Here is a 22361-nt window from a genome sequence, read left to right on the forward strand (position 1 = left end):
CATGAATAAAGACCAAAATGCACGATGCCGTATATTCATAAAACCACCCCGTTTTAAAATTTGGTTGCATTATAAGCGTCTTAACTCCAAATATTCGAATAGATAGCTTTACACCGGCACTTGTTACTTGCCCATAAAAATTATTTATCCGCCGAGTCTGGGTTACTCACTCACCGCGATCAATGAATCGAATCGCTGTTGTAAATTCAACCGCTGGGCTATGTTCCAGGCGGCATCCTGTATAGGCGACAATAAATCCTGACGGCGAACGATCAAACCCACTTCCCTTGACAGCTCGGGCGTCAGCGGTAGCGCGGTGACTTCCCGATGCAATTCAAACTGGCTTAACAGACTGTGAGGCACCACACTGTAAAAGCCGGCGCTGCGCACATGCGCGTATAAAGCAAAGATGGAATCGGTTTCCAGCATGACCGTGGGGGCGATATTGGCTTCGCGAAAGGCGGCGTCGATCAGACGGCGATTTTGCATGTTCTGCGTCAGCAAACACAACGGAAACCCGGCGACATCGCTCCAGCCCAGATTGTCTTTCATCAAGCAGGGGTCGGGATTACGGGCCAGCAGCACATAGCGTTCGCGGTAGAGCGGTAACGTCTTGAATCCTTTGAGCCTGTCATCGTCCAGATAGGTTAAGCCCAAGTCCAGATCGAAGCTGTCGAGTTGGCGTATCAGTTCCTCGGCACAAAGCGAAACCAGATGGATGGCGATGCCGGGATATTCGGACTGGCAGGGGACGGTAAAAAGCGGCGTCACGGCCAGCGTGGTGGGTATTGCGCCGATCCTGAGAACACCGGTGAGTTGTTGACTGTATTGCGCGGCGGCTTGGCGCATGCCTTCCCAGTTTTTCGCCAAAATACGCGCCCATTGCAAAACTCTCTCCCCTTCTTCGGTGAAACCTTGAAATCGTTGTCCGCGTTGTATGATGGTGATGCCCAGTTCTTCCTCAAGATGTTGGATCGCAGTGGACAAGGCGGGCTGGGAAACATGGCTGATTTCAGCCGCACGGCCGAAATGCCGGGTTTTGGCGAGAGCGAGAAGATAATGAATTTGACGGATAAACATGTCGGGGGATGGCCATTGAGACTATTACGGTTATTGCCGAAAGCCGGTTAGGTATTTTTGAGCGTGAGTTCGATTTCGAACAAGATCTTTCCCGGCCTGGCCATCGGCCGGCATCGAAATCACTGGCGGCGAACGCTTGTACTACACCGCCGCGCAGCTTCAATCGGGGGCGCGAAATGTAAAGGGCAGGGGACTTAGGCCAAGTTCGGCCGTCAGGCCGCCGATCGGCCTGTTGGGACCGAGCAGCGCCAAAAGATAAAACCCGAGCAGGTGGGCGGCCTGGAAGATCAGGCAAGGCGCCGAAATATCGTTATTGCTGAACATCGATTAGAAAATCAATCGGCCAGGCTGTAACCGTATTTCTGAATGATCGCCCGCGCTTCGGCGGATTTTATAAACTGCAGCAACGCGGGGGCTGCTGGATTATCCTCGCCTTTATTCAGCAGCACCGCATCCTGGCGGATCGGCGTATGCAGCGATTGGGGCACGCCCCATGCCGAACCCTCGGCGATCTTGCCGCCTTTAATCACCTGCGACAAGGCGATGAAACCCAATTCGGCATTGCCGGTCGAGATGAATTGATGGGTTTGCGAAATGTTTTCGCCGAGTACGAACAACGGCTGGAGTTTTTCGAGCAGTCCCTTATTTTTCAAAACCTCCACCGCCGCCTCGCCGTAAGGAGCCAGTTTCGGATCGGCAAGCGCCAGATGCTTGAAACCGCCGCTGTCCAGGATGGCGCCCTGATCGTCGATAAGCCCGGGTTTGGCCGACCATAACACCAGCTTGCCGATCGCATAGGTGAAGCGGCTGCCTGGCACGGCCAGCTTGGCCTTTTCCAGTTGCGCCGGTTTTTCGGCATCGGCGGACAGAAACACTTCGAACGGCGCGCCGTTCTCGATTTGTGCGACGAATTTGCCGGAAGAGCCGAATGACAGTTTGGCGCTGTGCCCGGTCGCTTTTTCGAAGGCTTCAGCGATCTCTGTCATCGGTTGGGTGAAGTTGGAGGCGACCGCAACCAGCGTCGTTTCGGCGAAGGCCGGGGGACAGATGGCGGTTAGCGTGGCTAAGATGATCGCTAACCGATAAAACCATTGATAAAACATAAGAATGCTCCTGATTCAATAAAAGGGCTGCCGCAACGATTCAAAACCGGAACAGGCTTTGCACATAGAAATAATCGACATCCTTGCCGGCCGGTGCGCCAGGGGCGTTTTTGGCGAATGTGCCCTTGAAAAGATGCGCCCAGCCGGTTTCGAAATTCAAACTGCTGTTGAAGTCATAACGCGCCGACAGTTCCAGTTGCTGTCCGATGAAACTGCCACTCTTGCCCGTTTTGTCCTGCAGTCCCGCCGCCGTCCAGGCATCCTTATTCTCGGCAAGCCAAAAAAAACGATGGCTGATGAATGCCTGCACATCCGGGCGCGGGGAAAATCCGATCCGGACGCCCGGCGTGTTGATATTACTGCGGGCAAAGGCGCCGTAAATACCGGTGGGACCGAAGTCGAAGCGGCGAGCGCCGAATAGCGTATCGAAGCGTTGATCTTTGTTGTCATTCGGGTTGTGATCGCCACTGGCATAGTCGTATTCGAGCGCGAAACGCGGGGACCACGGTATCGCAAAGGTGTAACCTACATCGAGATGCTGATACCACGCCGAATGGTCAAGAGTCTTGTTGTCGCTGGCGGCGGTGGTCGCCCGCACCGTGCCCCACTGGCCGATGGTCTCGTTTTGGAAATCGAATTCCCCTTTCGCGGGCTTGATGTAAAATCTGAAGCCCGGTGTGAAATAGCGGCGATTCCGTGTCGGACTGCGGTTATTACGGTCGCCTTCGTCGAGGTGATACAAGTACAATTCGGCGTTGATACTTCCGGGCAGATCATATACTTCCAGGAAACCTCCGGAAAACCAGGTTTGTTTTTCGGGTTCGTCGAAGCTGTGGAAGTGATCGAGCAGTTGATTGGAATCGTTCGGGTAGCGTCCGACCGGCTTGCTCACAAAGGCGTTGAATTGCCAATGGTTGTAGTCGAGGACTCTCAGCCGGAAGCCGTCGAAACTGTTGATCGTATTCCGGAAATTGTTTCTGGCGACTAGACGGCGGCTACCGAAATTCAGGGTTTGTCGGCCGGCAATCGCCTCGACGCCCAGTCCGCTATGCATCACGTTCTGATCGGCCCAGGCCAGATAACCTTGAATGAAATCTGCCTCATCGACTTGGGTGTTGTTGATCTGGGAGCCTTTGTCGGAGGCGAATTGCCGCGCATCCAAAAATTCGCCGCCAACGCGCCATTGTCTGAGATGCGCTTCTAGCCACAGGTCGGTCTGTAACGGAATCTGTTGATCACCGCCTTGGCTGCCCTTGCGGAAACTGCCATCCATCGTCTCATAGCGGGTGCGCTGATCGAGCGACACCGACAGCCATTCGGGCAAGTCCAACGCATCATGCAGATTCCAGACCGGTTTCTTGTATTTGTAGGAACCCAGCAGGGCATCGGGCATTTGGCTCGAAAAAGAGGTAAACGGCGGTTGCGTGTAACTTTTCTTTTCTTCCGCATCGGCGGAACCGGTATAAGCTTGCAGTCCGGCGGAGACGATGATCAGGCCGATTGTGTGGGCAACACGGGAATCGATAACAAGTGTGTTTTGGGGACTCATGGATACTTGCCTTTTGTGAGCGTCAAACGCCGTTTCTATGGTAGCCGATTTCAAAAAGGGTATTTTTCCCAACCAGTTAGCGGTTGAGAAGGTAGTATTATATATCGCTATGTATTTTTATACATAACGAATTTTCGGCACATTATTCCCCTTTAGGAAATAATGTGCGATCCATATTTTTTCAGATGATATGCCAATGAAACCGAATGACAACGAATCCCCAAAATGGATAAAAGGCGAATTGCGGCTTGCCGGGATGCTGGATAACCGGATGATCGAGTTGCTGAAGGCGATAGAGCAAAACGGTTCGATCAATCAAGCCGCCAAACAAATGGGTTTGAGCTATAAAGGCGCCTGGCAAATGTTGGAAAGAGCCAATAACGGTTCGCCGCAAACCTTGCTAACCACGGCGATAGGCGGCAGCAAAGGGGGAGGGACCTCCTTAACTCCTGCCGGACGTGCTTTGCTGGCGTTATTTACCCGCCTGGAGCAGCAACATAAGGCATTTATCGCCGAACTGAATCGCAGCCTGACGGATGACCCCGATACAATACTTCTTCTGCAGCGTTTGGTCGTTAAAACGAGCACGCGAAACCAGCTTTTCGGCAGCGTGACAGCCATCGACCGGGCGGAGGCGGAGGTGGATGCGCAAATTACCGTGCGGCTGAAAGGCGGGGAGCAGATCTTCGTTTCTGTGGGCGCTGAGTCGCTTGACGATCTGGCTTTTGGCGTCGGCGCCGACGCGGTGCTGATGATTAACAGCGCCGACATCATGTTGTCGATCGAGACAGGCCATCAGCGGGTTTCGGCCCGTAACGTTCTGTTCGGAACAGTGATGCGTATTCAGCAAGACCTTGCGGATTCCGAAGTCATCATTTTACTTCCCGGAGGCGAAATTCTAGCCGCCATGGTGACCCAGCAAAGCCTACAAAATCTGGCGCTTGCGCCAGGCATGCCGGTTTGGGCGGTATTCAAAGCCAATGCGCCGATTTTAGGCATTAGATCGTAATGAAAGAAGACTGGGGTGGAGACAGACGCCTTTCTTATTTTTACCGTTAAAGCCAGATTTGACGAAGCCTTTCGCGGTAACAGCATGGGAGGTGTGCGTCCTATTTTTTCACTGCCCGCTGTCTTCTCGCTTCCTTCGGATCATGCAGTAAAGGCCGGTAAATTTCGATCCTGTCGGCCGGCCTGAGCGTTTGATCGAGACTGCACACCTTACCGAAAATGCCGACCGAATTGACCGCCAAATCGATGTCCGCAAAATTTTGCAAAAAACCCGAAGCTTCGATCGCCTCCCGTACTGTTGCGCCGGGGGGCATTTTCAATGTGACCAAGGCCTGCACGCTGCTTGTCGCGTAAACGACTTCTACGATCAAAACGCCGGAAGGGTCATTGGCTTCAACCATAAACCACCTTGGCCCGCTCGGTAAACGAGGCAACCATCGTGTTGCAGACTTGATTGAATACGGTGCCGAAAGCCAGGCTGGCCAGCATGCTGGGCATTTCGAACTCCAGATCGAGCGAAATTTTGCTGGCGTCCTCGCGCAGCGGCATGAAATTCCAGACGCCTTCGAGGTAGGTGAAGGGACCTTCAAGCAATGAAACTATGATCTTGCCGCCGGGATCGATTTGGTTTCGAGTAGAAAACGCTTTCTTGAAGCCACCCTTGGCTATTATCAATTCAGCCTCGACGATATCGCCCTCGCGCTTCAAGATCCGGCTGCCCGAGCACCAGGGCAAGAATTTCGGATAAGACTCGATGTCGTTGACCAGATCGAACATTTGCCGGGCGGAAAATTTGACAAGGGCGCTTTTTTGTACAAGGGTCATGTTTACAGCACTCCGACCACATGCAGGAACACCAGAAACACCGCTAACGGCGCGACATAACGGACCAGCAGCATCCACGCCTTGAACCAGAGGGTATGGCCGAGACTCAGTTCCTGTTCGCTATGCCGATGGTGCATTATCCAACCGGAAAACACCGCGATGCAGAAGCCGCCGATCGGCAGCATTAAGTTGGAGGTCAGATAATCGAGCAAGTCGAAAAAAGTCCGGTCGAAAAATTTGATTTCGGACCAGATATTGAACGAAAAAACGGTGCCGAGGCCCAACACCCAGGCGACCAGGCCCGCCTGCACGCAGGCTTTCTCGCGGCTGTAGCCGCGGCTTTCGACCAGCCAGGCGACCGCCGGCTCGATCAGTGCGATCGACGATGTCAACGCGGCAATCGCCAGCACAATAAAAAACAGGATGCCGAAAAACCAGCCGCCGGTCATCGAACCGAAGGCGATCGGCAGCGTCTTGAAGATCAGGCCGGGGCCGGAATCGGGATGCAGGCCGTGCGTGAATACGAGAGGAAAAATGATCAGGCCGGCGAGCAACGCGACGAAGGTGTCCGCAGCCGCGATGATGACCGATGTCTTTGCGATCGAAACATCAGACGCTAAATAGGAGCCATAGATCATCACCGACCCCATGCCGAGGCTGAGTGTAAAAAATGCCTGACCCATTGCAGTCAGCACCGAATCGCTGGTCAGCTTGCTGAAATCCGGTTTAAAGAGGAAGTTGAAGCCCTCGAAATAACCGCTGGTGGACATCGCATAGCCGAGCAGTAAAACCATCAGGCCGAACAGGCTCGGCATCAGATAGCGCACGGCCTGCTCGAGGCCGTTGTTCACACCGCGCACCACGATCAGCAATGTGGCGGTCATGAACAACGAATGCCAGAAGGTCAAGCGTAAGGGATTCGAGACGAAGTCGTCGAAAATGACTTTGGCCACTGCGGCATCGGCGCCGAAGAAGCTGCCGGTGAATGCTTTCAGCACGTAGGCGGCGGACCAGCCCGCGATCACGCTGTAATAGGATAGGATCAGCAAGCCCGCCGCGACGCCCATCCAGCCCAGATAATGCCAGTTCTTGTCCGCGCCGGCTTCCTCGGTCAAAATTTCCATCGTGTCGATCGGGTTCTGCCGGGTGCGCCGGCCGAGCATCGTTTCGGCCATCATCAGCGGAATGCCGATCAGCGCGACACACAACAGATAAACCAGCACGAAGGCGCCACCGCCGTTCGCGCCGGTGATATACGGAAATTTCCAGATATTGCCGAGGCCGACCGCGGAGCCGGTGGCCGCGAGAATGAAAGCCAAGCGTGATGACCATTCTCCATGAATCGTTTTTTTCGCAATCGTCATTGGGGGCACCTGTTTTAAATAGCACGGGATCGAATTTAATCGAGTAAAATAGCAAAATTATTGTTTTACGTCAGTTGAAAAATTACAATTCGCCCATCATGGCCGATAAGAAATCCAAAAAAAACAAGAATCAGCAAAATACCACAATCGCGGTCAACCGGCAGGCGACGCACGAATATTTTATCGAAGAGCGTTATGAAGCGGGAATCGTGCTGGAAGGCTGGGAAGTCAAGAGCCTGCGCGACGGCAGAGTGCAACTGAAGGAAAGTTATGTGACCTTCAGGCGCGGCGAAGCCTGGTTGGCCGGCGCGCACATCTCGCCGCTGTTGTCCGCGTCCACGCATGTCAAGCCCGAAGCGGTGCGCGCGAAAAAACTGCTGCTGAACCGTCATGAACTGAACAAACTGATCGGTTCGGTCGAACGCAAAGGCTACACGATCGTGCCGCTTTCGATGTATTGGAAGCATGGCCGGGCCAAGCTCGAAATCGGCCTCGCTAAAGGCAAGCAATTGCACGACAAACGCGCGAGTTCGAAAGACCGCGATTGGCAGCGCGAAAAAGGCCGCATCCTGAAACACGGTTGAGAAGCAGCCGTAATTGCCATTCAGATCAAGACAAATGGGTTGTCACCCCACCGCTTAAAGACTCTGCCTGCCACTCAAGGAATTCATGATCATTCAAACCACGCCCGATAAAAAACTGTTCGTACTCGACACCAACGTGCTGATGCACGATCCGGCCTGTATTTTTCGCTTTCAGGAACATGACATTTTCATCCCGATGATCGTGCTGGAAGAACTGGACCGGGCCAAGAAAGGTGTCACCGAAGTCGCCCGCAACGTGCGCCAGGCCAGCCGTTTTCTGGATGAATTGATTCGCGACGTGAATCCCGAAAGCATCAAGGACGGCTTGCCGTTATCGCGTCTGGAGTCAAATGGCGGTGGCGGCGTGATCGGCAAATCGGGTCGCCTGTATTTTCAGACCAGCATCATGAGCGAGTTGCTGCCGGCGACGATGCCGGGCAGCCTCTCGGATAATTCCATCCTGAGCGTGGTGTTGGCGCTGACCAAACAGTTGCCCGGCATCCATGTGATTCTGGTGTCGAAAGACATCAACATGCGCATCAAGGCGGCGACGCTGGAATTGCCGGCCGAGGATTATCATAACGACCAGGTGCTCGACGATATCGAACTTTTGTACAGCGGCGCGACGGCGCTGGAAGACGATTTCTGGGATCAGCACGGCAGCAAGATGGATTCGTGGCAAGAAAAAGGACGCACCTTCTACAAGCTCGAAGATGCCCTAGTCGCAGAATGGTATCCGAATCAATATCTGTACATGGAGGATGGGTCGAATTTCGAGGCGATCGTACGATCCTGTGACGGACGCACCGCGATATTGGAATTGGCCCGGGATTTCCGGAGCAAAAATCACAATGTCTGGGGCATTACCGCGAAAAACCGTGAGCAGAATTTCGCGTTCAATGTGCTCCTCGATCCGGATATCGATTTTGTGACCTTGCTGGGCACGGCCGGCACCGGCAAGACCCTGTTGGCACTGGCCGCGGGGTTGACGTTGACGATGGAGAGGAAGCTTTATAACGAAATCATCATGACCCGCGAAACGGTGCCGATCGGCGAGGATATCGGCTTTCTGCCCGGCACAGAGGAAGAAAAGATGGCGCCGTGGATGGGTGCCCTGATGGACAATCTCGAATTGCTCGGCAATCGTTCGGGGACTACCGAATGGGAGCAGGGCGCGACGCAAAACGTGCTGATGAACCGGGTCAAGATCCGTTCACTGAATTTCATGCGCGGCCGAACTTTTTTAAACCGTTATTTGATCATCGACGAAGCGCAAAACCTGACGTCAAAGCAGTTGAAAACGTTGATTACCCGCGCGGGCCCTGGCACCAAGATCATCTGCATCGGCAATCTTTCACAGATCGATACGCCCTATCTGACCGCGACGACCTCGGGGCTGACCTATGTGGTTGACCGATTCAAGCAATGGCAGCACGGCGCCCATATCACGCTGCGCCGCGGCGAACGCTCGCGGCTGGCGGATTACGGTTCGGATTATTTATAGGAGTGCTGAGGGGTCAATAACACGCGCTTTCCTGGGTGGGGTCGCCAAGCCGCGGCCATGCCGACAATACGGCCTTGACGACGGTCGCCAACGGAATCGCAAAAAATACGCCCCAAAAACCCCATAAGCCGCCGAAGAACAGTATCGCGATGATAATCGCAACCGCATGCAGATTGACCGCCTCGGAAAACAGGATCGGCACCAACAATACGCCGTCTAGGGTTTGGATCACCGCATAGGCGATCGCGACATACATGAATTGATCGCTGCCCCAGCCCCATTGAAAATAAGCGACGCCGAGCACCGGAAAGGTAACCAGCGTCGCGCCGATATAGGGGATGACCACTTGCAAACCCATGAACACCGCAAGCAGCATCGCATAGTTCAGATCGAAAAACCGGTAAGTGACGAAACTGGCTGCCCAGAGAATGAACACTTCGGCAAACTTGCCACGGATGTAATTGCCGATCTGCATATCGACTTCTTCCCAGACGCGCACGGTCAAATGGCGGTCACGCGGGATGAACTGCAAAAACCAGTCGATCAGCAGTTTTTTATCTTTCAGGAAGAAAAACACCATCATCGGCACCAGGAACAAATAGACCATCGCACTGACCACGCTGACCAAGGATGCAGCGGAAAGCGATAGCATGTTTTGCCCGTAAGTCCAGACTTCGCGTTGCAGCACATGCATGATTTCCTGGATCCGGCTATCCGAGATCAGTTTCGGATACAGTTTCGGCAAGCGCATAATATTCATTTCAAGCCGATAAACCATCGCCGGAATCTGTTGCACAAACTCGACTGCCTGCTGCGAAACGATCGGCAGCAGATAAAAGAACAGAAAGCCGACGCAGGCCATGAAGATCGAAAACACCAGATAGACGCCTACCCATCTCGGCAGGCCGGCCGCTTCGGTTTTTGCAACCAATCCCTCCAGAAGATAAGCAAGCACGACCGAAGCGAACACTGGCATCAGCATGCCGGACAACGAATAAATCAGCGCAAAAATAACAATCAGTATCAACGCTAGCGATACGGCCTGGGAATTCGGCAATATCCGATTGACTAAGCCTCGGAAAATAGGCGTGATAACGGTTCGGTTTTGATTTGCCATGAGCATGACGGGCGAATTTTTGGTTTGAATACGCGTTATTCTAACGCTATTCTGAACTTGAAACCCGATGAACTTTAGTCACTAATAAAAGATCAATAAAGATAATAGGGTTGGCGTTGTGGCGAAACCGCAGCCTCGCAGACCATTCTTATCCCGGAATTGCAGGGATGAAAGCACATGAAAACGATCCAGACCATTATTACACTCGCCCTAACCTTTTTAGTGGCCGCTTGCATGCCGTCGATTTATCCTTCCGGCGCAAAAACGACCGCTGCGCACTTCGATACACTGGCGTTGATAACCGAAGACGGGATAAGGCTGCCGCTCCGGGAATGGCCGACCCAAGGCGAACCCAAAGCCGTGATCATCGCGGTGCACGGTTTCAACGATTACAGCCGGTTTTTCGATAAACCCGCGCGTTATTTCAGCGCACACGGTATCGCCAGCTTTGCCTATGATCAACGAGGCTTCGGCGCTGCGCCGAAACGAGGCCTGTGGGCCGGGTGTGCGTCCTATGCGGACGATCTGCTGACGCTGGCACGATTGGTCAAGGAACGCTATCCCCGGAGTCCGCTGTTTCTGCTCGGCGAAAGCATGGGCGGCGCGGTAGTGATGACCGCGGTCAAAAACGATACGACCGATCTGATCGACGGCATCATTTTGGCCGCGCCGGCACTGTGGGCGCGCAAGACGATGCCCTGGTATCAGAACAGCCTGTTGTGGGTTCTCGCACATACCACGCCCTGGTTGCGGCTGACTGGCAAAGGCGTCGTGAAGGTAACGCCGTCTGACAATATCGAAATGCTGCGCGAATTGGGCCGCGATCCTTGGGTCATCAAAGGCGCGCGAGTCGAAACGCTATACGGCCTGGCCAATTTGATGGACCAGGCGTTCAACAGCGCCGAATCGCTGACCGAGGATACCCTGCTGATGTATGGAGAAAAGGACGACATCATTCCGAAAAAACCGACTTATGCTTTTTTGCAGCGATTTCTGAAAAACAACCATTTTAGCGAAGAAAAAACCGTGGCTATTTATCAGCACGGATACCATATGCTGCTGCGTGATCTACAGGCCGATAAGACTTGGCAGGATATCGCCGCCTGGATAGACTCCAGAAACGCCCGGTTACCGTCCGGCGCCGACAAACACGCCGAAACCGTATTGAAACCGGTGTTGACTTCCGTAAACTGAGGCCGCGCCCGAATGATCTGCCGGGTTTTTAAAACCCGGCAGATCGGCTTCCATTCATCATTTATTCATCGATGACTTGCTAATGTCACGGTTTCTAATACCGGCATGCCTGAACTGGGTATAATAAACGCTCAGGTTTAACGGACAAATTTACTTATCACCCTTCAAAAAGGCCATGACAGACAGACCAACCCGGCGAGGCGCCTCCCGGTATAACAAGACTCCGCCAAGCAGAAAATCCCAATCCCATTGGTTTAGAAACAGCTTTATTATTCTTATCGGCATCGGAGCCTTCTTTCTCTTCACATATCTGGGCTACCTCGATTACTACGTTCGCACGCAGTTTGAAGGCAAACGCTGGGCGATTCCGGCGCACGTATACGGCAATCCGGTCGAACTGTATGCCGGCCGCAGCCTCAGCGCGGAAAAATTCGAGAATTTGTTGGAAATGCTGCATTACCGGAAAGATTCGGAGTTGGCCGCGGAAGGAACTTATTTCCGTAATGGCGGGCAAATTTCGGTCAAGACCCGTACCTTCACCTTTTGGGACCAGCCGGACCCACAGCCCGGCGTGGCGATGCGCGTGGATTTCTCCGAATCCGGTATCGCGGGCATCACCGATTTAACCAACAATCAAAATCTTGCGATCGCGCGGATGGACCCGGTGCAGATCGGCAGCTTTTATCCGACCATTAAAGAAGACCGAATATTGATCAAGCTCGAAGAAGCGCCGGAATTACTGATCAAGGGCCTGCTCGCGTCGGAGGACCGGGATTTCTACGACCATTTCGGCGTGTCTTTGCGCGGGATTCTGCGGGCGATGGTCGCAAATATCCAGGCCGGCGATATGGTGCAGGGTGGTAGTACGATTACCCAGCAGTTGGTCAAAAACTTTTATCTGACTTCGGAACGCAAGCTGACCCGGAAGATGAAGGAAGCCCTGATGGCATTGATTCTGGAGTATCGCTATAGCAAAAACGAGATTCTCGAAGCCTATCTGAACGAAATCTATCTGGGTCAGGACGGCGCCAGCGCGGTGCACGGCTTCGGTCTGGCCAGTCAGTTTTATTTCGGCGGACCGTTGAAGGATTTGTCGCTGGAACAGATGGCTTCGTTGGTCGCTTTAGTGCGCGGCCCATCCGAATACAATCCTCGACGTTTTCCCGAGCGCGCGTTGCAGCGCCGCAATCTGGTTCTGGATGAAATGGCAGCACAGGAGTATATCACTGAAGCAGAAGCTACCGCCGCAAAAGCGCGGCCGTTGGCGGTGATTGAGAATACGCACCGCTCGGCGAACCGCTACCCGGCCTTTCTGGATCTGGTCAAACGGCAGTTGAAGCAGGATTACCGGGAAGAAGATTTGACTTCCGAAGGCCTTCGAATCTTTACTACGCTGGATACGCAGATTCAGGATACACTCGAAGAAACGATCAAACGCAAGTTGCCGCAACTGGAAAAACAGCCCAAGGCACGGGATCTGGAATCGGCTGTCGTGGTGACGCGCCGGGACAGCGGCGAAATCGCGGCGCTGGCAAGCGGCCGAGACGACTCTTCGGCCGGGTTTAACCGGGCATTGGATGCGGTGCGGCCGATCGGCTCACTGATCAAGCCGGTCATTTATCTGACCGCTCTGCAATATCCGCGAAGATACACGATCACGACTCCGGTCAGCGACAGCGCGATCTTCGTCAAGGGCGACAACGGCAACAACTGGAGTCCGAAAAATTACGATAACAGAGAGCACGGCACAGTCGGGCTGCATACCGCATTGGCCAAATCGTACAATCTGGCGACCGTGCGGGTCGGCATGGACATCGGTGTTGGCAGAATCGCAAAAACCCTGAAAGATCTGGGCGTGGATCGCAAGGTCGAACTGTATCCGTCGTTCCTGCTCGGTGCAGCGCAATTGTCGCCGATCGAAGTCACGCAAATGTATCAGACCCTCGCCGGCGACGGTTTCCTGACCCCGATCAAGGGGATCAAGGCGGTGGTCTCCGCATCGGGGGAAAGGCTGCAAAGCTATCCGTACACGGTACGACAAACGGTCGATCCGTCCTCGACCTATATTCTGAATACGATTTTGCAGGAAGTGATGCATGCGGGCACCGGCGCGGCGGCTTATTCGGTTTTTCCGCAGGATTACGGTCTGGTCGGCAAGACCGGCACGACCAACGATGCGAAAGACAGTTGGTTCGCGGGCTTTACCGGCGATTATTTGTCGGTGGTTTGGGTCGGGCGTGACGATAATAAACCGGCCGGACTGACCGGCGCGACCGGCGCGCTGCCAGTATGGACCGCGTTTATGCGGCAGATTTCAAAACAGCCGGTCAATTTGACGCCGCCGGATAATATCAAAATAGTGCGGATCGATCCTTATAGCGGGCTGCTAGCTCCCCCCGATTGTCCTTACGGCAAGACTTATCCCTATATCGCCGGTTCCGAGCCGACTGCCTATTCAGCCTGCGGCAATCCGGTCTTCGAGCAGGATAGGCCGTGGTTCGAGGAGTTTTTTCCGCAGAGCGAATAATGCGTACATCCGCCTCCGTACCCGCGCAGGGAATAATGGAGAGGGAGCAAGGGTGCGCCTCAGCACTTTCAGGCAATCATAGAGTTTTACGAGGAGTGTTAATGAGTCAACAAAAGTTGTTAGGATTTATCCTGTTATTATTTTTTTTCGGCCATTTGCCGGCGCATGCAGACGATAAGCCGGTGCAACAATTGAAAGCCTTTTTGGCGTCGTCCAAATCGATATCCGCCGATTTCAAGCAGGTATTGATCGATGAGAAAGGCCAGCCGGTGCGGACCAGTTTTGGCGTCTTTTATCTACAGCGTCCGGGAAAATTCCGTTGGGATTACCAAAAACCGTTTTCGCAACAGATTGTCGCCGACAAAGGCAAGGTCTGGTTTTACGATAAAGACCTGGATCAGGTCACCGTCAAAAAACTCGATGAATCGCTCGGTTCGACGCCGGCGTTATTGCTGAGCGGCGAGGTGTCATTGGATGCCAATTTTACGATCGAAGGCCAAGGTAAAGAAGGCGACATGCAATGGATCAAGTTGTCGCCGAAAAGCGCGGAAACGACTTTCAAATACATATTGATCGGTTTGAGCAAGGACTCTCTCGGAGGGATGGAACTCAGCGATAATTTTGGGCAATTGACCCGCATCTATTTTTCGAACGTGCTGATCAATCCGCCACTCAAGCAAACCTTGTTTCAGTTTGAAGTCCCGAAGGGCGCGGATGTTTTTGAGGAGTGATGATCACCGAGAAAGATTGAAGGCGCAAGGTATATTCGATGTCGGAAGATTTGACGAGACCGCTGGCCGATCGAATGCGGCCGAAAAGCCTGGACGAGTATGCGGGGCAAAAGCATATTTTGCAACCCGGCAAACCGCTCTATGAAAGCATCATCGCTGGGCGCCTGCATTCGATGATTTTTTGGGGGCCGCCCGGCGCAGGTAAAACCACGCTCGCAAGGCTGATTGCCCGCCATGCCGATGCCGAGTTCGCGCCAATTTCGGCGGTGCTGGCCGGCGTGAAGGAAATCCGGGCAGCAGTCGGCGAAGCGCAATTTCTATTACAACAAAAGCAGCGGCGAACCATTTTGTTCGTGGACGAAGTGCATCGCTTCAACAAAGCGCAACAAGATGCATTTTTGCCGCATGTCGAGGACGGCACAGTGTATTTTATCGGCGCGACGACCGAGAATCCTTCCTTCGCGCTGAACAATGCGTTATTGTCGCGCGCACGCGTTTATGTGCTGAATCCTTTAACGGCGGAAGATTTATTGGCGGTCGCGGAACGCGCCTTGACCGATCAAGAACGCGGACTGGGGCGCCTCGCGATCACGATGGATGCCGAGATCAGACAACAGTTTGTACAAGCCGCCGATGGCGATGCGCGAAAACTGTTGAATCTGCTTGAGCTGGCGGTTGAGCTTGCCGCCGCAAACAACGAAAAAAGCATCGGCGAAGCCTTGGCTCGCGAGGTGTTAAGCGGTGGCGTCAGACGCTTCGATAAACAAGGCGAAGAATTTTACAATCAGATTTCCGCGCTGCACAAGTCGGTGCGCGGCAGCGCGCCCGATGCGGCGCTGTATTGGCTGTGCCGAATGATAGACGCTGGCTGTGATCTATCCTATATCGCCCGCCGGATCGTCAGAATGGCGTCCGAGGACATCGGCAATGCCGATCCCCGCGGTCTGCAAATCGCGTTGAACGCCTGGGAAGCGCAGGAGCGCCTAGGCAGTCCGGAAGGCGAACTGGCGCTCGCGCAGGCGGTCATTTATCTGGCCTGCGCGCCGAAAAGCAATGCGGTTTACCGGGCCTACAATGCCGCAATGCAACATGTAAAACAAAGCGGCAGCCTGGGTGTACCGGTGCATTTGCGAAATGCGCCGACCAAACTGATGAAAGCGTTGGACTACGGCAAGGAATACCGCTATGCGCATGACGAACCGGAAGCCTACGCGGCGGGAGAGGATTATTTTCCCGAGGGACTCATGGGGACTTCTTATTACCAACCGGTGAGCAGGGGACTGGAAATTAAAATCGCCGAGAAATTAAAGCATTTACAGGCGTTGGATAAACAATCTCGGAGTTGACGTCCGAAAATCAAGCAAATCGGCTGCGGCGACCGATGAATAGCCGAGCCGTTTCTTTCTTGCATAAAGTTATATCAAACTTAAAGATTAAGATTGCGTTATTCAATAATCACAGTTCAAGAGCTCTTTCTCGGCCATCTTTCGATATGACGCATTGTGCAGTTTTACCCACAGATTCATCACGAAATACCCGTAAGGCATTTTTGGTCCCCGTTCGGAAAAGGCGATTTCGTGGTAGCGGCTGGCTGCATTTTGATGATGGCCGATATGATTCGATAGACCGATCAACGCATAACGGGATAGCCACGAGGTCGTAACCCAACCGTAGGTGTTGCCGGCTTTGCCTTCGCCGAGCCCCCAGTGCTGAAAATAATTGACCGCCTCGAGTATTCGAACCGCTGCGAAAGCCTGATAAAGGAACATCAACACCGCCAGCCAGCCATACATTATTAAAATAGCGACGAGTAAAAACAATTCGATCGCCAGACCATGCACTATCCGATGCCGGAGTAATTTCGCTTGCCAAAAATTCCGGTCGATGCCGAGGCGCTCAAGCTCCGATCGCCAGGCGTAGCAGAAATATCCTTTATAGGACCGGCGCCAGTAAGCGCGAAAACTTTCGCCAAACCGGGCCGTCGCGATGTCGTCCGGCATGCCGAGGTGATCATGATGTCCGCGTTGATGCGCGATTACGAAATGATCGTAGCATACGCTGCACAGTAGTAGATGCCCCAATAACCGTTGCGGTCTTGACTCGCGGTGGATCAGTTCATGCGCGACGACTATGCCGGAGGTGCCTGAACTGGCGCCGACCAAAAACCTGACCAGAATCAGATTGACCAAACTATTGCCTGAATCGCCTAGCGATTGCCACGGCAGCTTTGCCGCAAAATCAAGCATCAATACTATGTTGATGCATTGCAGACAAGCCAGTCCATATAGAATTCCGTCATAATAAAGTTCCGACATCTTGTTGTCTGTTTGCGCCGGCAAATCCGGCGCCTGCCAGTCCAGCAACAAGAACAGCCAGAAAGGCAATGTCCAGACTATGGCCGCTTGCGACGTATGCGGACCTCCCAGTAAAAATAGGCAACTGTTGATCGGCAACACGAATGCGAACAAATAGCTGAAACGGCTAAACATGCTGATCGGAACGGCGAGTAAAAACGTGCAACCCGCTGGAGCGGCTCATCAATCGCTTGTACAAATAAGAAGGAGCCAGAGAAAATTTGAATATCCGGCTGGCCGTTGCCAACGAGCAATAGCCGGCATAAATTCGACGCCAGTGCGCATCCTTAGTGGTATCGCCCTGGCTCGCGCCAATCTGGTCCAGATAATGTTGGATCGCATTTTTGGCGAGCGCCGCATGGCCTGAAGCGAGATTGTCGATCGTGATATGCACATTCACTATCTTAGGATCAATGCCCCAAAACTTCAGTTCCTGCGCCAGCCGCAAATAGACCCCGCCAAGGCCGCTCAATTCGATCGCCATGTTCAGCCCCAACAACTCGGGCAGAAATGTGGCCGGAAACTGCGAGATTGCCATTAAATACACCGGAATGTCGAACGCGCTGCCGATAAAACCAGGATGACGGCAAAAGTTCTGATCGTGAATCGGCGGCAGGTCGATGTGCAGACTGTCGAGCAGTTGTCGGTAAATGAGCGGGTGATTTTGCGCAACGATGCCGTTGCCGGTTTCATCATCGTATATTTTATATAAAAACGCACCGATGGCGGCATACGACGTGAACCTTAGGCGGCTCACCTGTTGCAGCCAGCAGCCGTCGGTCAGGATTGACGGCGCCAACTGCTCGATGCCCCAGACATAAGCCTGTCTGGATAATCTGGGTTGTCCGGCCAACGGCTCATAAGCCTTCACTTCGCGCTGATAGAGTGCATCGATGTACGCGGCAAAGTGCTTATGACTGTAGTTTTTGAACGGCAGCCGGTTAAACCAGCGCGATGAGCGCAGCACTTTATCAACGATTTTCCGGGCAGAGGGCAAAATTTCCGGATAAAGCTCGGCATTGACCAGATAATAATACAGTTCACGATAGCTCATTTTGTCGAATGTTGGAGGGTTGCCTCCGCATTCGTCCGGCAGCCAATTCGTTTCGCGCACAGGTTCTACAGGGCAGGGCTCCTCCGAAAATCCCGCATCTGCCTCGATCAACCAGCGCATCAGACAGAGTTTGTCGTTTTCGCTCAACACGCCGAACATCGGCCCATTGAATTCAAATAGCTTGAGCAAAGGGCTGGCGGCCGGATTTTGCCGATCGATATAGGGAGACTGGCTCAATGCGGCTAGAAAGTTGCGGCTGTCGAAAGGTTGTTGAGCAAACCACTCATCCAGCGTAAGCGCTCCCAGTTTGACATTACGGTGGTGGCCAAACGCGGCCGGAGCTTTGTTCGACAGCATCTTGGCCACGGATTGAAAGGCGGGTTCGGAATGTTCGCATCGGTTCCGAAGCCGATATTCGCATCGATCGAAAAAATGGCGGTAAAGATCGCATCCCGACGCAATGCGCCGCAAAAGCTGGGGCTTACGGCTTGTAAATCGATCCAGATAATACCGGATCGCATCGGTAAGTACGGGACTTACCGAAGACAGTCGACTACGTCTGTCGTTTAAATAGTGCGCCAATTCCGGATGATCGAAAGCCGCAAAACATTCGAACAGACTCGGCGATTGGCAGTAGGCGAAAGTGAAGCCGAGTATCTCCGGAAAATATACGCGCGGAAATTGCGCAAGCGCCATTTGCAGCGCTGCGAAATCGAAAAACACGCTGTCGATGGTTTCTTGCTCGGCAAAGGCCATGCTGCCGAGATCGGGAACTTCCAATCCGGCTGCCAGCAGCAGCGCCCGAAACGATTTATCCAGCGTACTCGCGGTGCTTAATGAGGAATACACGACTGACAAAGCGAGCGCAGCCGGCGCTTGATTATTTGCGGTCTGTAAAATGTTCCTTAGCCAGCACGATTCAGTCAAGATTACCGGTTGCGCATGCATCAGACAATCTTTAAGCTGCTCGGGTATAAATGTTGGCGGCGAAAGGCTTGCCTGCTCGACCTTTAAGGCATTCAATATGCCATCGTTATCCAAAGTATCCGCTAATACGGCATGCCTGAACGGGGCCAGCCGAGACAACTGCTTCTCAATAAAACGATGGGCGGCTGGATAAAGCGCCGGCTCTTCGCCGCCCTGCATCAGCGCATGAAACAGCGACCTACCATCCTGCCCATAGTGACGCGCAGCCCGGCAAGCCGGTTCCGAAAACATCGGCTTTAAGTCTGGATCGAATGGGTCGGCGAATTCATTCATCGCGCGTTTTACTTATAAGATAATCGTTGATGACCAATACATCGAGTCCTGTCGTCAAAAACAACGCAATCGCATCTTCGAGAGAATGCGCCAACGGTTTTCCCATCACATTGAAACTGGTGTTCAGCAGCACCGGAACACCGGTCAATAGCCTGAAACAATCGATCAGCTGGTAAAACCGCGGGTTCCAGTCTTTTTTAACCGTTTGCAGGCGCCCTGTGCCGTCCACATGGCAAACCGCGGCAATGGGTTGTCGCATCGCTTCACGAATCTTCAGCGTTTTGTCCATATACGGCGACTCCTGATAATTTTCGAAATATTCGGGACCGAACTCATGCAGAATGGACGGCGCAAAAGGGCGAAAGGTTTCCCGGAATTTGATTTTTTCGTTGATTAGGGCCTGTGCTTCGGCAAAACGCGGATCGGCGAGAATCGACCGGTTGCCGAGCGCGCGTGGGCCGAATTCGGCGCGGCCTTGCAGCCAACCAACCAATTGGCCGGCCGCGAGCCGTTTCGCGGTCGCGTCGCAAATCGTGTCCGGCAGATGTTCGATGGATAAGGTGCGATTGAAGCGGAGCAGGCGTTCGATCGCTTCGTCGGCGATGAAGGAGCCTGTATAAGGCGTTTGTATCGCTTTTGGTGTTGAAGTAGCAGGATGCGCGGCATAATGAGCCAGCCAGGCCGCGCCGAGCGCGCAGCCGTCATCGGCGGGCGCGGAAGGAATATAGACCTGCTTGAACGGTGTTTCCCGAGTGATACGGCCGTTGTTCGAAGAATTCAACGCACAGCCGCCGGCCAAGGTTAAATTATCGGACTGGGTCACTTGATGCAAATGGCGCAACAGTCGGTTAACGATCTCCGCAAAAAACACTTGCCCCGTACAGGCTAGATCAGCCGCCTGTTCGATCGGGTCTAGCCGTTCATGCTTGAAGGCGTCTAGCCTGTCGATCCGTGCGAATAGGTCTTTGCCGCCATGCCGGGCCGCAAAGCCGTCGAGCGTGATTGTCGATTGCAGCAGCGCATAGAGTTCTTCATTCAACCGGCCGTAAGGGGCGAGCCCCATCACTTTCCATTCCTCGCCTTTCAGCCAGTCGAATCCGCACAGTTCGGTGATCTTCATATAATACAGACCGAGGCTGGCGGTGCCCGCGCCGCGAGCTTCATAAAGCCGCTCCAGCCCGCCGTTCCGGTAACGGTAAAACGCCATCGCGCCATGCTCGCCAAACGAGTCGATCACCGCACAGGCGGCGTCTTCAAAGAGGCTACCGTAGCTGGCGGCCGCGGCATGGGTCAGATGATGATCATAGTCGGCAAAGGTGATATGGCAATGCGGATAGCGTTCGCGAAGGACTCGGACCAGATTCAGCCCGGCGTTCCGAATGCTGTTGTGCTGGCAAGCCATCATGTGATGCAGTTGATAATTGCTGAGGGGTGAGCGCAGCCGCTTGATGCCATCCTTCAACAGGCCGGGCGCCGTTAGCCAACCTAGCCTGGATAGGATGGCCTCGTAAAGCGGCCGCTTTTTGCGCCAGTTGCTTGCAATCGTCAGCGCGCCGGGTTCGGGACAATAGGTTTCGAGTAATTCCGGAATCCGGAACAGTTGATCGGGTTCGGCGTTCAACGCGCGTTTGTTCTGCAGATAGCGCTCGGTCGCTTCCGCGAATAGCACTGAGCCTTCGGCATCGAGAATCGCCAAAGCCGAGTCGTGATAGGTGACTGACAGGCCGATCGTATAATGATTCATTCCATATCCAGCCGCGTGATGAAACCGGGTTTTTCATCTTAACACTTTGGCGTGCCTGATGAATAATTTTTGCGGAGGATGCGGCGGCGGTCTGAACTTGCCGATTAACTGCCGGACGTCATGTGTCTTTAGGCATCGAATAGTGTCCATGACAGGGCAGGGGAAACTGGACTTCGTCGCCGGTGCCTCCCCAGATTCAGTGGCTGTGCGGTTTTCTTGCAACCGCGATTGATAGGATTCTGATATTCCAGCCCCGAAGGCTGGTCAAAGCCTCAGGAAGCCAGTTTTTGCACAGCCTTTTGCGCCAATGGGCTCAATCCCTTGCCGTCTTCCCGGCAATAAGCAATGATCGCCTGACGCATCCTGGGATCCCATGAGCGTTGAATGTGTTTTTTAACACCTTCGGCCGCCAGTTCCTTGTCGCTTTCGGAGTTGAAGAAATCGCTGATGTCGTTGGCCATTTTGATCAGTCTTTCGATGTGCATCGCTAAATATTAAATTTTTAGGTAATGAGAGTAGGGTAGGTTATGTGGGTCAGACGTTCCGGATGGCTATAAACTACATGCTGGTCGTCGCGGGCGAAGCCGACCAGCGTCATGCCGGCTTCTTCCGCCAGGCGGATCGCCAGACCGGTTGGCGCGGACATTGCGGCAAGCAAGGTGATGCCGACGCTCGCGGCTTTTTGCACAAGTTCATAGCTCGCCCGGCTGGTCATGATCACAAAGCCCGTGGCCGGATTTTTGCCAAGCCGCAATAACAAGCCGATCAATTTATCGAGCGCATTGTGACGGCCGACGTCTTCACGGACATATTGAATGCCTTGCCCGGGCAGAATCCAGGCAGCCGCGTGCACCGCGCCGGTCAATTGATTCAGTTTTTGCTGTTCACGGATTTCATTCAATGCCGAAAATAATTCCGTGGCCGGCAATTGCAAACTGCCGCAGACAGTTTTAGCATCGCGAATGGCTTGTTGCAGGGTCGTCGCTCCGCACAGCCCGCAGCCGGTGCGGCCGGTCAGATTGCGGCCTTTGCCTGCCAGATTTTCAAAACGCGCTTCGGGAATCTTGATGCGCGCTTCGATGCCGTTCGAGCGGTTATATACATGCACCGACAACAGTTCGGAAGGACCCTGGATGATGCCTTCGGTGATGCTGAAACCGAGCGCGAAATCCTCGATATTGGCTGGCGTCATCAGCATCACCACATGCGGTTCGCCGTTATAGACCAGTGAAACCGGCACCTCTTCGGCAATATAGTCCTGCTGGATGCTGTGCTGCTGGCCACGCCAGCGCTCGACCCGGCTTTGCTGGTAACTCGGCCAGCCCAGCTCGGGCGAGAGCGGTTGCATCACGACATTGGCCAT

Annotated in this window: 20 protein-coding genes; 7 read left to right on the plus strand and 13 right to left on the minus strand. The window is 53.7% G+C overall.

The genetic code is table 11. The annotated features are described in order from the left end of the window. Positions 1-162: 162 nt before the first annotated feature. From U2W12_RS12025 to U2W12_RS12040, 4 genes are all read right to left on the minus strand, one after another. The gene (locus U2W12_RS12025; protein ID WP_326500928.1) at positions 163-1080 is read right to left on the minus strand and encodes a LysR family transcriptional regulator; all 918 of its coding nucleotides are present in this window, start codon (positions 1078-1080) and stop codon (positions 163-165) included. A 159-nt stretch (positions 1081-1239) separates the two neighbouring features. Beyond that, positions 1240-1404, minus strand: a complete 165-nt coding sequence (locus tag U2W12_RS12030; RefSeq protein ID WP_326500929.1) for a hypothetical protein — start codon at positions 1402-1404, stop codon at positions 1240-1242. Between the two features lie 11 nt (positions 1405-1415). Then, positions 1416-2183, minus strand: a complete 768-nt coding sequence (gene modA, locus U2W12_RS12035) for a molybdate ABC transporter substrate-binding protein (protein WP_326500930.1) — start codon at positions 2181-2183, stop codon at positions 1416-1418. Between the two features lie 40 nt (positions 2184-2223). Then, complete coding sequence (locus U2W12_RS12040) at positions 2224-3732, minus strand: alginate export family protein (protein WP_326500931.1); 1509 nt, start codon at positions 3730-3732, stop codon at positions 2224-2226. Positions 3733-3928: 196 nt separating this feature from the next. On the opposite strand from U2W12_RS12040, the gene U2W12_RS12045 reads away from it, so the two are divergent. After that, complete coding sequence (locus U2W12_RS12045) at positions 3929-4741, plus strand: TOBE domain-containing protein (RefSeq protein ID WP_326500932.1); 813 nt, start codon at positions 3929-3931, stop codon at positions 4739-4741. A gap of 100 nt (positions 4742-4841) precedes the next feature. On the opposite strand, the gene U2W12_RS12050 is transcribed toward U2W12_RS12045, so the two are convergent. Genes U2W12_RS12050 through U2W12_RS12060 form a run of 3 tightly spaced genes read right to left on the minus strand, consistent with a single transcriptional unit; the run spans position 4842 to position 6929 of the window. Next, positions 4842-5141, minus strand: a complete 300-nt coding sequence (locus tag U2W12_RS12050) for an RnfH family protein (RefSeq protein WP_326500933.1) — start codon at positions 5139-5141, stop codon at positions 4842-4844. Further along, the gene (locus tag U2W12_RS12055) at positions 5134-5565 is read right to left on the minus strand and encodes a type II toxin-antitoxin system RatA family toxin (protein ID WP_326500934.1); all 432 of its coding nucleotides are present in this window, start codon (positions 5563-5565) and stop codon (positions 5134-5136) included. The genes U2W12_RS12050 and U2W12_RS12055 overlap by 8 nt, the downstream gene beginning before the upstream one ends. A 2-nt stretch (positions 5566-5567) precedes the next feature. After that, positions 5568-6929 carry a sodium-dependent transporter gene (locus U2W12_RS12060; protein ID WP_326500935.1) on the minus strand — a complete coding sequence of 454 codons (1362 nt, stop codon included), beginning with the start codon at positions 6927-6929 and terminating at the stop codon, positions 5568-5570. Between the two features lie 98 nt (positions 6930-7027). Between U2W12_RS12060 and smpB the strand changes: the two genes are divergently transcribed. Together smpB and U2W12_RS12070 are read left to right on the plus strand one after the other, a co-directional pair. Then, a complete protein-coding gene (smpB, locus tag U2W12_RS12065) occupies positions 7028-7513 on the plus strand; it encodes an SsrA-binding protein SmpB (RefSeq protein ID WP_326500936.1) in 486 nt (161 codons plus the stop codon). Between the two features lie 85 nt (positions 7514-7598). Beyond that, positions 7599-9017: a PhoH family protein gene (locus U2W12_RS12070; RefSeq protein WP_326500937.1), complete on the plus strand. Its 1419-nt coding sequence runs from the start codon at positions 7599-7601 to the stop codon at positions 9015-9017. Between the two features lie 13 nt (positions 9018-9030). Here the strand turns inward: U2W12_RS12070 and U2W12_RS12075 are convergent, their stop codons facing one another. Further along, the gene (locus U2W12_RS12075; protein ID WP_326501000.1) at positions 9031-10134 is read right to left on the minus strand and encodes an AI-2E family transporter; all 1104 of its coding nucleotides are present in this window, start codon (positions 10132-10134) and stop codon (positions 9031-9033) included. A 177-nt stretch (positions 10135-10311) separates the two neighbouring features. Here U2W12_RS12075 and U2W12_RS12080 point away from each other — a divergent pair, with 177 nt between their 5' ends. The 4 genes from U2W12_RS12080 to U2W12_RS12095 all read left to right on the plus strand — a co-directional run bounded on the left by U2W12_RS12080 (position 10312) and on the right by U2W12_RS12095 (position 15932). Next, positions 10312-11328, plus strand: a complete 1017-nt coding sequence (locus U2W12_RS12080; protein ID WP_326500938.1) for a lysophospholipase — start codon at positions 10312-10314, stop codon at positions 11326-11328. A 175-nt stretch (positions 11329-11503) separates the two neighbouring features. Beyond that, a complete protein-coding gene (gene mrcB, locus U2W12_RS12085) occupies positions 11504-13855 on the plus strand; it encodes a penicillin-binding protein 1B (RefSeq protein WP_326500939.1) in 2352 nt (783 codons plus the stop codon). A gap of 101 nt (positions 13856-13956) precedes the next feature. Beyond that, on the plus strand, positions 13957-14586 hold the full coding sequence (lolA, locus tag U2W12_RS12090) for an outer membrane lipoprotein chaperone LolA (RefSeq protein WP_326500940.1): 630 nt from the start codon (positions 13957-13959) through the stop codon (positions 14584-14586). A gap of 38 nt (positions 14587-14624) precedes the next feature. Further along, the gene (locus U2W12_RS12095; protein ID WP_326500941.1) at positions 14625-15932 is read left to right on the plus strand and encodes a replication-associated recombination protein A; all 1308 of its coding nucleotides are present in this window, start codon (positions 14625-14627) and stop codon (positions 15930-15932) included. Between the two features lie 102 nt (positions 15933-16034). Here the strand turns inward: U2W12_RS12095 and U2W12_RS12100 are convergent, their stop codons facing one another. The 5 genes from U2W12_RS12100 to fdhD all read right to left on the minus strand — a co-directional run bounded on the left by U2W12_RS12100 (position 16035) and on the right by fdhD (position 22361). Continuing rightward, positions 16035-17075: a fatty acid desaturase gene (locus U2W12_RS12100; RefSeq protein WP_326500942.1), complete on the minus strand. Its 1041-nt coding sequence runs from the start codon at positions 17073-17075 to the stop codon at positions 16035-16037. After that, entirely contained in the window at positions 17068-19254 is a 2187-nt protein-coding gene (locus U2W12_RS12105; protein ID WP_326500943.1) for an iron-containing redox enzyme family protein, read from the minus strand. Before U2W12_RS12105 ends, U2W12_RS12100 begins: the two co-directional genes overlap by 8 nt. After that, positions 19247-20998: a carbamoyltransferase C-terminal domain-containing protein gene (locus U2W12_RS12110; protein WP_326500944.1), complete on the minus strand. Its 1752-nt coding sequence runs from the start codon at positions 20996-20998 to the stop codon at positions 19247-19249. Before U2W12_RS12110 ends, U2W12_RS12105 begins: the two co-directional genes overlap by 8 nt. A gap of 272 nt (positions 20999-21270) precedes the next feature. Continuing rightward, positions 21271-21483 (minus strand): formate dehydrogenase subunit delta, encoded by a 213-nt coding sequence (locus tag U2W12_RS12115; protein WP_326500945.1) that lies wholly within the window; start codon positions 21481-21483, stop codon positions 21271-21273. Positions 21484-21500: 17 nt separating this feature from the next. Next, a complete protein-coding gene (gene fdhD, locus U2W12_RS12120; protein WP_326500946.1) occupies positions 21501-22361 on the minus strand; it encodes a formate dehydrogenase accessory sulfurtransferase FdhD in 861 nt (286 codons plus the stop codon).

This window comes from Methylomicrobium sp. Wu6, assembly GCF_035916875.1.
Lineage (GTDB): Bacteria > Pseudomonadota > Gammaproteobacteria > Methylococcales > Methylomonadaceae > Methylomicrobium.